This window comes from Hymenobacter endophyticus, assembly GCF_032464715.1.
In the GTDB taxonomy this organism is placed as follows: Bacteria; Bacteroidota; Bacteroidia; order Cytophagales; family Hymenobacteraceae; genus Hymenobacter; species Hymenobacter endophyticus.
Map to the genome: position 1 here is coordinate 86,290 of NZ_JAWDJT010000007.1, position 14,994 is coordinate 101,283.

General features: G+C 60.0%; 12 protein-coding genes. 8 read left to right on the forward strand and 4 right to left on the reverse strand.

Annotated features, from left to right (window positions below; genetic code table 11):
• Window positions 1–161: 161 nt before the first annotated feature.
• On the forward strand, window positions 162–1,268 hold the full coding sequence (gene gcvT / locus ROI90_RS11830) for a glycine cleavage system aminomethyltransferase GcvT (protein ID WP_315998556.1): 1,107 nt from the start codon (window positions 162–164) through the stop codon (window positions 1,266–1,268).
• A 147-nt stretch (window positions 1,269–1,415) separates the two neighbouring features.
• Window positions 1,416–2,156 carry a 2-phosphosulfolactate phosphatase gene (locus ROI90_RS11835; protein WP_315998557.1) on the forward strand — a complete coding sequence of 247 codons (741 nt, stop codon included), beginning with the start codon at window positions 1,416–1,418 and terminating at the stop codon, window positions 2,154–2,156.
• Between the two features lie 129 nt (window positions 2,157–2,285).
• Here ROI90_RS11835 and aceA read toward each other — a convergent pair whose 3' ends face one another.
• Together aceA and aceB are read right to left on the reverse strand one after the other, a co-directional pair.
• On the reverse strand, window positions 2,286–3,572 hold the full coding sequence (gene aceA / locus ROI90_RS11840; RefSeq protein WP_315998558.1) for an isocitrate lyase: 1,287 nt from the start codon (window positions 3,570–3,572) through the stop codon (window positions 2,286–2,288).
• Between the two features lie 187 nt (window positions 3,573–3,759).
• The gene (gene aceB / locus ROI90_RS11845; RefSeq protein ID WP_315998559.1) at window positions 3,760–5,391 is read right to left on the reverse strand and encodes a malate synthase A; all 1,632 of its coding nucleotides are present in this window, start codon (window positions 5,389–5,391) and stop codon (window positions 3,760–3,762) included.
• A gap of 202 nt (window positions 5,392–5,593) precedes the next feature.
• Between aceB and ROI90_RS11850 the strand changes: the two genes are divergently transcribed.
• From ROI90_RS11850 to ROI90_RS11865, 4 genes are all read left to right on the forward strand, one after another.
• Window positions 5,594–7,078 carry a helix-turn-helix domain-containing protein gene (locus ROI90_RS11850; RefSeq protein ID WP_315998560.1) on the forward strand — a complete coding sequence of 495 codons (1,485 nt, stop codon included), beginning with the start codon at window positions 5,594–5,596 and terminating at the stop codon, window positions 7,076–7,078.
• A 125-nt stretch (window positions 7,079–7,203) separates the two neighbouring features.
• Entirely contained in the window at window positions 7,204–8,238 is a 1,035-nt protein-coding gene (gene mltG, locus ROI90_RS11855) for an endolytic transglycosylase MltG (RefSeq protein ID WP_315998561.1), read from the forward strand.
• 141 nt (window positions 8,239–8,379) lie between these two features.
• On the forward strand, window positions 8,380–9,615 hold the full coding sequence (locus tag ROI90_RS11860; protein ID WP_315998562.1) for an OmpP1/FadL family transporter: 1,236 nt from the start codon (window positions 8,380–8,382) through the stop codon (window positions 9,613–9,615).
• Window positions 9,616–9,633: 18 nt separating this feature from the next.
• Complete coding sequence (locus tag ROI90_RS11865) at window positions 9,634–11,052, forward strand: hypothetical protein (RefSeq protein ID WP_315998563.1); 1,419 nt, start codon at window positions 9,634–9,636, stop codon at window positions 11,050–11,052.
• Window positions 11,053–11,126: 74 nt separating this feature from the next.
• Here ROI90_RS11865 and ROI90_RS11870 read toward each other — a convergent pair whose 3' ends face one another.
• Window positions 11,127–12,614 (reverse strand): hypothetical protein, encoded by a 1,488-nt coding sequence (locus ROI90_RS11870; RefSeq protein ID WP_315998564.1) that lies wholly within the window; start codon window positions 12,612–12,614, stop codon window positions 11,127–11,129.
• A gap of 139 nt (window positions 12,615–12,753) precedes the next feature.
• On the opposite strand from ROI90_RS11870, the gene dtd reads away from it, so the two are divergent.
• Together dtd and ROI90_RS11880 are read left to right on the forward strand one after the other, a co-directional pair.
• On the forward strand, window positions 12,754–13,203 hold the full coding sequence (gene dtd / locus ROI90_RS11875; protein WP_315998565.1) for a D-aminoacyl-tRNA deacylase: 450 nt from the start codon (window positions 12,754–12,756) through the stop codon (window positions 13,201–13,203).
• A gap of 72 nt (window positions 13,204–13,275) precedes the next feature.
• A complete protein-coding gene (locus tag ROI90_RS11880) occupies window positions 13,276–13,602 on the forward strand; it encodes a nucleotide pyrophosphohydrolase (RefSeq protein WP_315998566.1) in 327 nt (108 codons plus the stop codon).
• A gap of 62 nt (window positions 13,603–13,664) precedes the next feature.
• Here the strand turns inward: ROI90_RS11880 and ROI90_RS11885 are convergent, their stop codons facing one another.
• Window positions 13,665–14,840 (reverse strand): ribonuclease D, encoded by a 1,176-nt coding sequence (locus ROI90_RS11885; RefSeq protein ID WP_315998567.1) that lies wholly within the window; start codon window positions 14,838–14,840, stop codon window positions 13,665–13,667.
• Window positions 14,841–14,994: the final 154 nt, after the last annotated feature.

Below are 14,994 nucleotides of genomic sequence, written 5' to 3' on the forward strand. Positions count from 1 at the left end.
AAAAATAGTCCGGTAATGCGCGGGGCAAGCTAAACAGTTACAGCAAAGATAACCGAAAATCAGGGCTGCCAGCCGGGCATTATTGGCTACTTTCGCCCGACCAACGCTGCTGCTTTGCTGGCGGCCGTTGGCTGTTCATCTTCCCATTTCCACTCCACCCCATGTCTGAGTCGCTCAAAACCGTTCCGCTCAATGATGTGCACCAGCAGCTCGGTGCCAAAATGGTGCCCTTTGCCGGCTACAATATGCCCGTCCGTTACTCCTCCGACCTGGAAGAGCACCACACCGTGCGCCGGGCGGTGGGCATTTTCGACGTCTCGCACATGGGTGAGTTTCGGGTGCGCGGGCCCCAAGCCCTGCCGCTCATTCAGCGCGTAACCAGCAACGACGCCAGCAAGCTTGCGCCCGGCAAGGCCCAGTACAGCTGCCTGCCCAACCAGCAAGGCGGTATCGTGGATGATTTGCTGGTGTACATGCTGGCCGAAGAGGACTACCTGCTGGTGGTGAATGCCTCCAATATCGACAAGGACTGGAACTGGATTCAGCAGTTCAACACCGACGGCGCCAACATGCAGAACGTGTCGGATGAGATGAGTCTGTTTGCGGTGCAGGGCCCCAAGGCTACGGCCGCCCTGCAGAGCCTCACCGAGGCCGACCTGAGCACCATTCCCTACTACTCCTTCGTGCAGGGCACTTTCGCCGGCGCCCCGGACGTGATTATCTCGGCCACCGGCTACACTGGGGCGGGCGGTTTTGAGCTGTACGTGCCCAACCAATACGCCCAGCAGGTGTGGGAGAAGGTAATGGAAGCCGGCCAGCCTTACGGCCTTAAGCCCATTGGCCTGGGCGCCCGCGACACGCTGCGCCTGGAAATGGGCTACTGTCTCTACGGCAACGACATCACCGACGAAACCTCGCCCCTGGAAGCTGGCCTGGGCTGGATTACCAAGTTTACCAAGGATTTCACCAATTCTGACAGCCTGAAAGCCCAGAAGGAGGCCGGCGTAGAGCGCAAGCTGGTGGGTTTCCTGATGGACGGTCCCGGTATTCCGCGCAGCCACTATCCGCTGGTGAATGAAGGCGGCGAAGTAATTGGCGAGGTAACCAGCGGCACCCAGTCGCCGAGCCTGAGCAAGGGCGTGGGCCTGGGCTACGTGCAAACTGAGCTGAGCAAGCCCGGAACCCAAATCTTTGTGCAGGTGCGCGGCAAAAACCTGCCCGCTACCGTCACCAAGCTGCCCTTCGTGCCCGGCACCGAGGAGGTGTAAACGGATCTATTGCCTGTCATGCTGAGCGAAGGCGCAGCCGCAGTCGAAGCATCTCTACCTCTGGCTAAATCCTTTGATTACGCCTAGTAGAGATGCTTCGGCTGCGGCTGCGCCTTCGCTCAGCATGACGTTTTTTAACTTTCCCCGATGACCAATCAGCTCCCCACGCTCGACGTGTGCTTCTCCCCCGAGTTGCTTCCTCTCTATGACCTGCGCGGTAAAGTAGCCGTGGTGGTGGATATTCTGCGCGCTACCAGCAGCATCGTAACGGCGCTGGCACAGGGTGTTACCCACTTGGTGCCGTTCAGCGAGCTGGCAGAGTGCCAGGCTCAGGCGGCGGCCGGCTATCTTACCGCCGCCGAGCGGGACGGCCGCCAGGCCGAAGGCGTCGACCTCGGCAACTCCCCCTTTGGTTACCTGGACGGGGTAGTACCGGTGCGCGGACGGTGCGTGGCTATTACTACCACCAATGGTACCCGAGCCCTGCACCTTTCCGCCGCCGCTGATAAGGTGCTGGTGGGTGCGTTCCTGAATATTGGGGCCATAGCGGAGCACTTGCGCCGCCTGCAGAAGGATGTGGTAGTGGTGTGTGCCGGTTGGAAGGGTAATTTTTGCCTGGAGGATACGCTGTTTGGCGGAGCCCTGGCTGCCCTTTTGCAAACCGACTTCGATACTACCAGCTCCGATGCTACCCTGGCCGCGCTGGACTTGTGGAAAACGGCCGAGGCTGATGTAGCTGGTTACCTACTGAAATCATCCCATGTACGCCGCCTCAACAGCTTAGAAGCCCATAAAGACATGGAATTCTGCATCCGCCAAGATGAGTACACCATCGTGCCGGTTTTTCAAGATGGTCGGATAACGGCCGTTGACGAACTCATTGGATAGCGTAGATTCGTTCCGGGAGAGCTGCCTCTATGGCAACAAATAAGAGCAGCCCCCTCACATCGAGGGGGCTGCTCTTGTCTTAGTCAAAACGAGGCCGTGCTATCCGATATAGCCCGTTTGCATCCGTGCTTAGTGGTTGAACTGGGCTTCCTCGGTGCTGCCAACCAGGGCGCCCGTACTAGTTTGGCCCGATGTTACCAGGTTCTGTACGGCGTCGAAGTACCCAGTGCCCACAAAGGCCTGATGCTTTACGGCCCGAAAGCCCTGCTGCTGTAAGGCAAACTCGCGCTGCTGCAGCTCGGAGTAGCCGGCCATGCCCCGTTCCTGGTAGGCGGTGGCCAGCTCGAACATACTGGTGTTGAGCGCGTGAAAACCGGCCAGCGTGATGAACTGAAACTTATAGCCCATAGCCGCTAGATCCTCCCGAAAAGTGCTCATTTCCCGGGGAGTAAGCTTTGCCGCCCAGTTGAAGGAAGGGGAACAGTTATAAGCTAGCAGCTTGCCTGGAAACTGCGCGTGAATGGCCTCCGCAAACTGTCGGGCCTGTTCTAGGTCGGGGTGGGAGGTTTCCATCCAGATTAGGTCGGCGTAGGGGGCGTAGGCCAGGCCCCGGGCAATACCGGCCTCTACCCCGCAGCGCACCCGGAAAAAGCCCTCCGACGTTCTTTCTGCTTCCTGCAGCACAAAGGGCTGGTCGCGCGGGTCCACGTCGGCGGTGAGCAGGTCGGCGGCATCGGCATCGGTGCGGGCCACCAGCAAGGTGGGCACGCCCAGCACATCGGCCGCCAGGCGGGCGGCAATCAGCTTGTTGATGGCCTCCTGGGTGGGTACCAGTACCTTGCCGCCCAGGTGTCCGCACTTCTTGGCCGAAGATAATTGGTCTTCGAAATGCACCCCGGCAGCCCCGGCCTCTATCATCATCTTCATCAGCTCAAACGCGTTCAGGTTGCCTCCAAACCCGGCCTCGGCATCGGCCACAATGGGTACCAGCCAGTGCACTGCGCCCTCCCCCGATACGCTCTGAATCTGGTCAGCGCGGAGCAGGGCGTTGTTGATGTGGCGTACCACAGTAGGTACCGAGTCGGCGGGGTAGAGGCTTTGGTCGGGGTACATGTGGCCAGCTCCGTTGGCATCGGCTGCTACCTGCCAGCCCGAGAGGTAGATGGCCTTGAGCCCGGCCTGCACTTCCTGAATAGCTTGGTTGCCAGTAAGCGCGCCCAGGCCGGCCACGTACTCCTCGGAGTGCAGCTGCGCCCAAAGCCGCTCAGCTCCGCGCCGGGCCAGCGTGTACTCCACCTGCACCGAGCCGCGCAGCTTCAGCACATCTGCCGCCGAGTACGGCCGCTCAATTCCTTTCCAGCGCGGGTTACTAGCCCAATCCTGTTGTACGGCGGCAATCTGTTCCTGCTTGTTCATAAGGGTAAGGGGTTAGGAGGTGGAAAAGGAAGGCAAAGCGCGGCCCGGCCGGCTGGCAAAGCGGCTCTTTTTAAGTCAAGAAATGGGCGGGAGGCAACGCCTCAGGTTGCCACTCCAAGCGAAGCGAGGAATCGGGGTTTACCTTCTGGTGAGTATATCAGACTCCTCGCTTCGCTCGGAATGACAGTTAAGTCAGCTGCTCGTAGGCTGGCACGGTCAGAAATTCGATGAACTGCTCACTCGTCACCAGTTGGTCGAAGAGGCGGGCGGCTTCCAGGTAGCGGCCGGCTTCGTACGGCTGCTCACCTACTAGGGCCTTGATTTTAGCCAGCTGGTCGGGCACGAATGAACGGTACAGCTCTACTGTCACGGGGCGGCCATCCTGCAGCGTAGTACCGGGCGTGTGCAGCCACTGCCACACCTGCGCCCGGCTGATTTCGGCGGTGGCCGCGTCCTCCATCAGGTTGTAAATGGGCACGCAGCCGTTGCCCCGCAGCCAGGATTCCAGGTACTGGACGGCCACGTCAATATTCAGCCGCAGGCCGGCCGCCGTGATGAGGCCTTGCGGTGCCCGTACCAAATCAGCGGCCGTCACGTGCACATCTTCGCGCTTGTTGATAATTTGGTTAGGCTGGGGCATCAAGTCATCAAATACGTCCAGGGCCACTGGCACCAGGCCAGGGTGGGCTACCCAGGTGCCGTCGTGGCCGTTGCGGGCTTCCCGGATTTTATCCTGGCGTACCTTCTCCAGAGCAGCTTCATTGGCTTCCAGGTCGTTTTTGATGGGAATTTGAGCCGCCATACCGCCTATGGCGTGCACGCCCCGGCGGTGGCAGGTCTGGACGACTAGTTGGGAGTAGGCCGCCATGAACGGCACCGTCATGGTTACCTCGGCGCGGTCAGGCAGCCGAAATTCCGGCCGCCGTCCCAGCCGCTTGATGTAGCTGAAGATATAGTCCCACCGCCCACAGTTCAGGCCCGCCGAATGCTCCCGCAGCTCCCACAGAATCTCGTTCAGCTCGAAGGCGGCTGGCAGCGTTTCGATGAGCACGGTGGCTTTAATAGTGCACTTGGGCATCTTCATCGACCACTGCGCAAACCCGAATACGTCGTTCCAAAGGCGGGCTTCCAGGTGGCTCTCTATTTTGGGCAGATAGAAGTAGGGTCCGCTGCCCCGGGCGCACAGCTCGTGGGCATTGTGGAAATAGTACAGCCCAAAGTCGAAGAGAGCGGCGCTGATAGGCTCCCCATCCACCAGCACATGCTTCTCCACCAGGTGCCAGCCCCGGGGCCGCACCATGAGCACGGCCGTTTGCTCGTTGAGGCGGTACTCTTTGGCGGGCGTGCTCAGGGAAATAGTGCGGCGCACGGCGTCGCGCAGGTTGCGCTGGCCTTCTACCAAGTTGGCCCAGGTAGGAGAGTTGGAATCCTCGAAATCAGCCATGAACACCCTGGCTCCCGAGTTGAGGGCGTTGATAATCATTTTGCGCTCCACTGGGCCAGTTATTTCCACGCGCCGGTCCAGTAGATCAGCTGGCAGCGGGGCCACCGTCCAGGGCTTTTCGCGGATCAGGCGCGTTTCGGGCAGAAAATCAGGCAGCCTGCCACTAGTAAACTCGCGCTGCCGCTCCTCGCGCCGTTGCAGCAAGGCCCGCCGCGTGGCATCGAAGCGGCGGTGCAGTTCTGCCACGAAAGCTAGGGCCGAGGGTGTCAGAATCTCGGCGTACTCGGGCGAGTACTGCCCTAGCACTTTCACCCGCTCGGGCGTGCGGTAGGTGGGCGGTGGCACCAGCGTCTGCGAATCGGAGAAGGGCGGCATGGGCAAGTTGGTTTGGAGAGTAACACAAACTGAAATCTGTTCCGGCTGAACATGTCAAACATAGTAAAGCGAATTTTATATAACAAGCGAATATTCGCTAATTTTTTAGAACCACTTCAGAAGCGTAGATTTGCGGGTTCATGGTGTAGAAGTTGCTGAGTGCCTAGCCCATCAGTAGTTTTTCGCCCGTATCTGTTTAATTATGTTGAGTCACGGCCAGGTTGTCCGGTTGATATTTGGGTTGAAGCTGCGCGAGTTGCGGCAGGAGCGGGGCTATACTCCCGCCGAGCTGGCCCGCGCCTGCGACGTGTCGGTGTCCTATCTGAATGAGATTGAAAAGGGAAAGAAGTATCCTAAAGCCGATAAAATACTGAGCCTGAGCAAGGTGCTGGGCGTTACCTACGACCAGCTCACCTCGCTCACGCTCAGCCGCCGCCTGGAGCCCATTTCGGAGTTGCTGCAGTCGGACCTGCTCAAGGAGTTTCCGTTGGATATGTTCGGGCTGGACCCCTTGCGCATTGTGGAGCTCATTGCCGATGCCCCGGCCAAGATGAACGCCTTCATCAGCACGCTCTTCGAAATAGCCCGCAACTACGAAATGCGCCAGGAAAACTTCTTCCTGGCCGCGCTGCGCTCCTTTCAGGAGATGCACGACAACTACTTCGAGGAGCTGGAGCAGGACGTGCGCACGTTCCAGGTAGAGCACAAGCTGCAAGCGGCTGCCCCCTTCGACCGGACCCAGCTGGAGCGGGTGCTGGTGGAGAAGTATAATTACACCCTCGACCGAACTGGCCTGGATGAGTACGCGCATCTGGGGCGGCTACGCTCCGTATTTCAGCCTAAATCCCGGCGGTTGTTGCTGCGCAAGGGCCTCAGCGGGGCTCAGGAAGGTTTCGTGCTAGGCCGGGAAGTGGCTTTCAACTACGTGGGCTTGAAGGAGCGGCCCTACGTGAATGCCTCGTTTCCGGTACGCTCCTTCGAGGAGGTGCTCAACAACTTCAAAGCCAGCTACTTTGCCGGGGCGTTGCTGATGGAAGAAGATACCCTGGTGCGGGACCTCACGCGCTTCTTTAACGCCAAAAAGTGGGAGCCCACGCTGCTGCTGGATTTGCTCACCAAGTATGCCGTGTCGCCGGAGATGTTCATGCAGCGCATTACCAACCTGCTGCCGCGCCACTTCGGTATTCAGAGCCTGTTTTTCCTGCGCTTCGACCAGGCCAATTCCTCGGCGGCGTACAAGCTGACCAAAGAGCTCCACCTTTCACGCTTACACAACCCCCACGGCAACGAGCTGCACGAACACTACTGCCGCCGCTGGATTTCCCTGCGCCTGATTGCCGAGTTGCGGCAGCAGCCGGCCAACAACGCGCCCAACTATACCCTGGGTGCCCAACGCTCCGTGTACCCCAACGGCGACGAGTATCTGTGCCTGACGCTGGCCCGGGCTGGTTCGGCCACCGAGCCGGCCGTGAGTGTAACTGTTGGTCTGCTCTGCGACGACAATTTGCGCCAGAAAGTCCGTTTCCTGGATGACCCGGCCATTGTGCAGAAGGAGGTAAACGAAACCTGTGAGCGGTGTACCATTCCGAACTGCGAAGTGCGCGCCGCTGCCCCCGTGGAAGTGGAGCGCCGCCAGCGCCAGCGGGAGCTGGAGGCTGCCGTAGCCGCGCTGGTGAATGAGGGGTAGTATTCTGAAGGAGTCAAGTAACCGCCTGTCATCCTGAGCGAAGCGAAGGACCATATTACTTTTGAAAAACTGCCGTAATAAGGTTCCACGCTTCGCTCAGGATGACAGCGTAACCAATTCAAGGTTTGCGTAAATTCTGGCTGATTTTCCTGCTGACGCTGAGCGTGGCTGTATTGGCCGGGCTGGGCGCGGCGTGGTACGTATTCTGGAAGCCAAATGTGCGGTATTCGGCGTTCGGGCCGGCGTACCTGTATGTCCGCACGGGTGCTGGCTACGGAGCCGTGCTGGATTCCTTGCGCAAGTATGAGCTGCTGCACGATGAGGCCTCGTTTGAGCGGGTAGCCCGCTGGTACAATTACCCCGAGCAGGTAAAGCCGGGACGCTACTTACTGCGGCCGGGCCTGGGAAACCGGGTGCTGGTAGAAATGCTGAGCCGGGGCGAGCAGGATACGGTGGCCTTCACCCTCGATGCCTTTAAGTACAAGCCCCAACTGGCCCGGCAGGTAGCCTGCCAGCTCGAAACCGACTCGGTGAGCCTGCGCCGCCTGTTGCAGCGCAATGCCTGGCTGCAGCAACGGTACGGCCTCGATACTACCACCATTCTCACGCTGTTTCTGCCGGGTCCCTACCGCCTGCTCTGGAATACCTCGCCTGAGCAACTACTGGATTCAGCGGCCGCTACGCACCGCCGGTTCTGGACGCCGGAACGCCGCCGCCGCGCCGATTCGCTGCGGCTTAGCCCCGCCGAGGTGCACGTACTGGCCAGCATTGTGCAGCGCGAAACTGCTCAGAAAACAGACAAACCCCTTATTGCCGGGGCTTACCTCAACCGCCTGCGCCGGGGCATGCGCCTGCAGGCCGACCCTACGCTGCTCTGGGCCATTGGCAACTTCGGAGTGAAGCGCGTGCTTAACAAGGATAAGCTCGTGGACTCGCCCTACAACACCTACAAGCACAAAGGGCTGCCCCCAGGCCCCATTACCTCCGCCAACCGCCAGAGCCTGGATGCCGTGCTCAAGCCGGCCCGGCACAACTACGTGTTTTTCTGCGCCCGCCCCGGCGGTAGCGGCTTCTCTGATTTCGCCGCAACCTACGCCGAGCATAAGCAGAATGCCCGCCGCTACCAGCACTGGCTCGATAGCCTGGGGGTTAGGCGGTAACCGGTTTCATGCTGCGGCAACAATACGGCCGCAGGCCGCAGGAATACGTCCGCCTAATCAATCCTCCGCACGCAATTTTGGCCTCTCAATTCAGCTGAATTCCAGCTACCTTTGCAGCTTATTATCCGAAAAACTGCCTGCATGACGCGACGTTTCCTCTCCGTTGGTTTTTTGTTTGTTTCAAGTGCGACCCTGGGGGGCGGTTTTCAGAACGGCCCGCAAAGTGCTCGGCTGGTAGGCCTGGGCGGAGCGGCCACGGCCTACGCCCGCGACGCGTCGGGCATCTTTTACAACCCCGGCATTCTGGGCCACCTCGATTCACTGACCCACCTGAGCTTTGGGGGGCTGGGTACGGCCCGCACTACCTCATTTCTGGGTACCGACTCGCGCCGGCAGACTTTGCAGGAGCTGGCCATTCTGCCCGGCGGCTATTTCTACGCTACGCATCCGCTTTCTGACCGCGTGAAAGTGGGCCTGAGCGTGAACACGCCCTTCGGCTACGATACCCAGTGGCCCGGTTCGTGGGAAGGCCGCAGCCTAGTGCGCTCGGCCAGCATGCACACCGTATTTGTGCAGCCCACGGCCGCTTTCCGGGTAAACGAGAACTTCAGCTTGGGGGCCGGCTTTATTTACGCCCGCGGCAGCCTGCAGCGGGAGCGTAGCCTGGGCCAGTTTGACGACTTGGGCGCTGCGGTCAGCTACAAAGCTAGCGGCAGCGGCATCGGGTACAGCTTGGGTATGTACGGCCGCACCGGCGAGGATTTGTCGTTCGGCATCAGCTTCCGGGGGCCAGTTGCGCTCCGGATGAACAACGGTTCGGCGGAAACGGTAGTGAATGGCGGAATAGGTAATGGGCGGAGTACCGATGCTTTCACAACCCGCGTGAAGCTGCCTTCCACGCTGGCCGTGGGCCTGGCCGACCAGATGACCAAGAAGCTGCTGGTCACCTTCGACTTTGCCCTTACGGGCTGGAGCAGCTACGATTCGCTTAATTTCAAGTTCAAGGACACCAGTATACCGTCTGTGCGCCAGGGCCGCCGCTACGAGGATGCCATGTCGTTTCGGGTAGGCGGGGAGTACACGGCCTCCAATAATCTGCTGCTGCGGGCCGGGGTGAGCTACGATGAAACGCCCATTCGTGACGAATTTATTTCGCCGGAGCTGCCCGATGGCAACCGCCTGGGCGGCTCTTTGGGGGTGAGCCTGGGCCTGCGCCGCGTAATGCTTGATTTGGGCTACGGCCTGGAAGTGGCCGGCAAGCGCACGGCCCGCGTGAACCGCACCCAGTACCAGGCACCCAGTATTGCCGGCAACTACCGCACGCTGGTGCATACGCTGGCCGCTGGGGTTTCGTACTCGTTCGGCTCCAAGAAATAACCGCTTCCGCTTTTTTCTATGCAACGCTCTTTTCTTCGTTCTTCGGGGTCGATTTTTCGCCGGGTGCTGCGCCCGGTCGTAGCGCCGCTGGCGCTGGGCCTGCTGGCTGCCGGCTGCACCCTACATCAATCGGAGCCGACGCCGACGGCCGGCACGCTGGATGTGTACCGCTACGTGGCCATTGGTGACGGCTATACTGCCGGGTTTAGTGAAGGTGGGCTCACGGCTACTGGCCAGCAGTACTCCTTCCCCAACCTGCTGGCCCAGCAGTTTATCCGCATCAACCCGCCGGCTACCTTCACCCAAGGCCTTTTACCCGCCGGCACTGGTACGGGGTATCTTACCTCACAATCATCTACCGGAGTAGGGGGCAAACCGTTGCTGTATCATACCTGGCTGGTGCGGAGGGGCCGGGCACTACGGGGTAGTTATGTAGTAAATGCAGCCGCTTGTGGCGGCCCCGATACTACCTTTCTGTACTCGCAAGCCGCAAGCTCGCCCCTTAGCCAAAACCTGGGGGTGCCCGGATTGGGCTTAGCGCAGGTAGAAGTAGCGGGGCTGGGAAATACGGCCAATCAGGCCCGTTACGGTAGCTTTAACTCCTACTTTGAGCGGCTGCTGCCGGCCAACGACAACCGCACCTACCTGCAAGCCGCCACGGATGCGTCGTCGTCGGCTACGTTCTTTACCTTCTTCATGGGCTTTGGGGATGCCTTGCCCTATATTTTGAGTGGGGGCGAGTGTGGCACGCCCCCCAGCTCCAGCATCCTGACCGGCAACGCTAAAAAGATGCTGGACCGCCTCGCTGCCAACGGCCGCCAGGGGGTTATTGCCCTTACGCCTTCCATTCAAAACCTGCCTTTGTTGCAGCTGGGTGGCAAAAATGGTGTCCGGGGTCAGTTGGTTGAAGGCCTGAATCCTGATTCTATCTACATACGCTCGGCCCCGGGCAACGTGGTGCGGGCCATTGATGCCGGCGACTTTGTTCTGCCCGCGGGCTTAGACCGCTTGGGTGCTCCTGAGAACGTAACGTTGCCCAACGGCACCACTGTATCCGTTCGTTACGGCCTGAGCAAGCGCAACCCTCTGGTTCGCCGCGACGTGCTCGACTACTTCGAGTTTAACCGGATCAACACGCCGCTGGTTACGCTGAACACGGAGCTGGAACGCCTGGCCAAGAACGTGTACAAGCTGCCCTTCGTGAGCCTGGATGACGAACTGTTTACGCAGATTAACCGCCGGATTTCGGTGAATGGGGTGGAGTATTCTTCGGATATAATGCGGGGCAATTTTTACTCCCTGGATCTGTATTCCCTTACGCCGCGCGGAAATGCGCTGCTGGCTAATACTTTTATCAAGGCAATTAACGGGCAGTATCGGGCCAATATCCCTTTCATCGACCCCAACACATTGCCCACCACCACCCGGCCGCAATAATTGCAGCTAGTTTCGGTTACAGCCAAGGCCCCGCTTCAGCGGGGCCTTTTTGCGTTTGGTAGTAGTAGTCGGAATTACTGCACCGGAACCAGCCGCAGCTGCAAGGAGTCGTGGGCGGCGGCTTGCTGCCGCTGCAAGGTTGCAGTATAACTCAGGCCGGTGAACTCGGAGTGCTCCAGGAAAAGCAGGGGGCAGGTTAGCAGTGGCTCGGGCCAGGCGGCCGCGGGTTGCTGCCGCTGCAACTCCTGAAAGCGGGCCACGTTGGTCACCCGCCAGTAGCCATCCAGCAGCACGTAGCGGAAGCCCTGGCCCCGGCGCAAAGCGGACAATTCCTGCTCGTGCATGAGGGCCCGCACAGTGTCGGTGGGGAGTTGAAAAGGCGCCAGCCCGATGCCCACTGTGCTACCTACTGGGCCCGCCTGGTGGGCGCGCAGCCACGCCGCCACCCGCGGATAATTAGTAGGGGAGTAGGCATAGATTTCCCGCTGAATGCGGTAGAGGTTGAGCCCGATGGCCGTTGCCAGCACTGCTATCAGCGCCGGAGCCGGCAGCCGCCGCAGCTGCAGCAGCGCCAAAGCGTACCATAGCCCGTAGGCCCACAGCAGCCCCCGCGGCGCCTTCACTAGCAACGACATGCCTGCCAGCAAGCACCAGCCCCACACGGCTATGTACAGCTCGGGCGGCAGCGGTGCCCCGCGTCGCGCTTGCCGCAGCTGCCACAATGGACCCAGCAGCCCCAGCCACACCAGCCCCGATTCAAAGTCCCAGAGGTAACGCAGGTAGTACAGAAAATCGGGGTGAAGCGTGGCGGCGCGGCCGGCGGCGTTGGCGGCGTCCGGAAAGGCCACTTTATAGTAGATGGCCGGCCACAGGTACCAGGGCAGCCCTGCCACTACTCCTACCGCACCCAGCACCACGTAGGGCGTCAGCAGCAGCAGCAGCACCCGCCACCAATGCCCGTTGCGCAGTAGTAGTCCATCGGCCTGCCACCACTCCAGCACCACCAGAATAGGCAGCGTAAGCAGAAACTTGTAGTTGAAACACAGGCCCAATACCAGCCAACCGGCAGCGCGGTATAACGCCGGGGCGGAAGGGCTCAGTAGCCGCTGGTAATAGGTGCCTAGCAAGCCCGCGAAGCACAGGAGACTCCAGGAGCTCATAGTAAAATCGCGCCCCGAAAAGGTGAGAAATACGCTGGTGCCCATCAGCAGGACCAACAGGGCTGCCAGCCAGCCAGGAAGGCGCGTGATGCGGGCAATCTGCCAGCTCAGCAGCCCTACTGCCGCCACGGCCACCAACGCGTTGAGATGCTGAAATACTCGATAATCGGTAGTAAGCCACGCTACTGGTGCGTATACCAGCGCAAAAGCCGGGCTGCCGTGGTGAAACAGATGGCGCAAATTGCCCTGGGCTACCTCCTGCACAATCTGCCAGTTTCGTACCGAGTCGTAATCGGGTAGGGCAGCGGCGGCCAAGCCGTGCAGGCGCACCGGCACCAGCACAGCCAGGGCCAGCAACCAAAGCCAAAATGGCTGTAAATGAGAGAAGCGGGGTAGATTCATGCCGCGCGGGCTGCCCTCAGCAGCGGTGTGCTGCGGAAGACAAGAGGTAGGATTTTCCTGGTGAATATTGCCGATTCCGGGCAATACCGCCGTACTTGCACCCGGCCCGCCCTATTTCCCGGCTGCCTGATTGATACGTATGCGGATTGTAATTCAGCGCGTGCGGCACGCCCGCGTAACCGTGGAGGGCCATGTAACCGGCCAAATTGGTGCCGGCCTCCTAGTGCTAGCTGGCTTCGCCCCGGATGACTCGCCGGCCACCCTCAACTGGATGGCGCGCAAACTGGTACAAATGCGCATCTTCTCTGATGAGGAAGGTAAAATGAACCGCTCGGTGCTGGATACGGGCGGGCAGGTGCTGGTGGTGAGCCAATTTACGTTGCTGGCCGATGCCCGTAAAGGCAACCGGCCCAGCTACACGGGCGCGGCCCCGCCCCCCATTGCTATTCCGCTTTATGCGCAGTTTGTGGAAGCCGTAAGCCAGTTGTTGGGCCGGCCCGTAGCCACCGGTGAGTTTGGCGCCGACATGCAGGTAGAGCTCCTCAACGATGGCCCCGTAACCATCGTGCTGGACTCTCTGCAAGGATGAAGTTGTGAAATGGTGAATGGTTAGTCAACACTATTTTCACAACTTCACCTTTCACAACTTCACCTCTCACCTATGACCATCGAAGAAGCTCAGCAGACTGTTGACCACTGGATTCAGACTACCGGCGTCCGGTATTTCAACGAACTCACCAACATGGCCATGCTTACTGAGGAGGTGGGAGAGGTAGCGCGCATCATTGCCCGGCAGTACGGGGAGCAGTCCTTCAAAGAATCGGACAAGGATAAAGTGCTGGCTGAGGAGCTGGCCGATGTACTGTTCGTAGTTATTTGCCTGGCCAACCAGACCGGCGTAAACCTCACGGACGCCTTACAGCGCAACCTCGCCAAGAAAACCCAGCGCGACGCTACCCGCCACCAGAACAACGAGAAACTGCATTGATTACCCACATAAAAGCCCTGCCAGGTACACTGGCAGGGCTTTTATGTGAGTGCCGAAGCTGTTTAGCCTTTGGTGTCAAAGGGTTCTGCAAGCTGCCCAAAGTCGAGGCCATGCCGTTCCGCCGTTTCCAGCAGCAAGGCCCGCTGCCAAGGCCGCAACGACTGGTCGGCTCCCAGCTCAATGATTTCGGCAATAAGGCGGTTGCTGAGTACCAGGTTGGCCATAATGGGACTGTGGTCTTCGGCCAGATGCGTTTTTAAGGCCATTAGCAGCGCCTCACGGGCATCGGCCTGGGCAGCCTTGGCCCCGGTAAGCCGCCGCCGAAATGGAAAGCGGCGCTGCTCGGCGGGCAGAGCGGGCTCGGGGGCGCGGTCTTCAGTGGCTAGCTCCACGAGGCGCTCGGCAAAGGGGCTGCGCTTCAGCTCGGGGTGTAAGCCGGGCGCATTGCGCAGGTGGCCCGAGCTGGTTACGGGCAGGCGGGTAAGCTCCGCCAGCCGGTCGTTGCTGGCCACCATGTACGTGGGACGGTCAATGTAGCGGGCCACCTCATCGCGCAGCATGAACAAGTCCCGGAACATGGGCAACTCCTGGGGCTGAATGCGGTATTTGCCAGCCAGCCGCAGGTAGGGCCGTTCGTCGCGGGAGTAGCGTACCTCTTCCAAGGCTTTGTTTTCCTGAGCTGCCCAGGCGGTGCGGCCCAAGGCTGCCAGCTTAGCCTGCAGCCGGTCCGTTAGCTCAAATAGGTAAAGCACATCGTTGGCCGCGTACTGCATCTGAGCGTCGGTGAGGGGGCGCTTTAGCCAGTTGGATTTCTGCTCACCCTTGTCCACTTCCAGGCCGAGCTCCTGCTGAATCAGGCGGCCCAGGGAGATGTTGTTATCGGCCTCTGCCAGAAGGGTATACTGCACGCTCGTGTCGATGATGGTACGCACGTGCACGTCGTAGAGCTCATCCAGCAGCAGAATATCCGACTTGCAGCTGTGGAACACAATGGCTACCTCCGGGTCGCGCAGAATGGCCCACAGAGGCTCCAAGTCGTGGGCGGGGTTGGTGAGGGCCAGCGGGTCGATGAGGTAAACCGTGGTGCCATCAAACAGCTGAATCAGCGCCAGATTGCGCCCATACCGGTAGCGCATATCATCAAATTCGAGGTCAATGGCCAGGCGGGGCTGCTGACGGACTGCTTCCGCAACCTGCGCAACGGCGGCGGCATCGGTGATATACTGGATATCAGGCATTAAAGAAGGATTACAAAATTTGATCCGGCCCGGCAAAAAAGCACTGCGGCTGTAAACTGAGTAAAGGTAACCAGCTCCGGGCACCGAAACCAGATTCTCGGCCAATGGAAATTGTAGTGATTTACTTAAATCCTCTATGATATTGCTATTCGCC

Excerpts from the sequence above, each read along its gene's own strand:
- gcvT (WP_315998556.1), top strand. The coding sequence starts at position 162 with ATGTCTGAGTCGCTCAAAACCGTTCCGCTCAATGATGTGCACCAGCAG.
- ROI90_RS11835 (WP_315998557.1), top strand. The coding sequence starts at position 1,416 with ATGACCAATCAGCTCCCCACGCTCGACGTGTGCTTCTCCCCCGAGTTG.
- aceA (WP_315998558.1), bottom strand. The coding sequence starts at position 3,572 with ATGAACAAGCAGGAACAGATTGCCGCCGTACAACAGGATTGGGCTAGT.
- aceB (WP_315998559.1), bottom strand. The coding sequence starts at position 5,391 with ATGCCGCCCTTCTCCGATTCGCAGACGCTGGTGCCACCGCCCACCTAC.
- ROI90_RS11850 (WP_315998560.1), top strand. The coding sequence starts at position 5,594 with ATGTTGAGTCACGGCCAGGTTGTCCGGTTGATATTTGGGTTGAAGCTG.
- ROI90_RS11860 (WP_315998562.1), top strand. The coding sequence starts at position 8,380 with ATGACGCGACGTTTCCTCTCCGTTGGTTTTTTGTTTGTTTCAAGTGCG.
- ROI90_RS11865 (WP_315998563.1), top strand. The coding sequence starts at position 9,634 with ATGCAACGCTCTTTTCTTCGTTCTTCGGGGTCGATTTTTCGCCGGGTG.
- ROI90_RS11870 (WP_315998564.1), bottom strand. The coding sequence starts at position 12,614 with ATGAATCTACCCCGCTTCTCTCATTTACAGCCATTTTGGCTTTGGTTG.
- dtd (WP_315998565.1), top strand. The coding sequence starts at position 12,754 with ATGCGGATTGTAATTCAGCGCGTGCGGCACGCCCGCGTAACCGTGGAG.
- ROI90_RS11880 (WP_315998566.1), top strand. The coding sequence starts at position 13,276 with ATGACCATCGAAGAAGCTCAGCAGACTGTTGACCACTGGATTCAGACT.
- ROI90_RS11885 (WP_315998567.1), bottom strand. The coding sequence starts at position 14,840 with ATGCCTGATATCCAGTATATCACCGATGCCGCCGCCGTTGCGCAGGTT.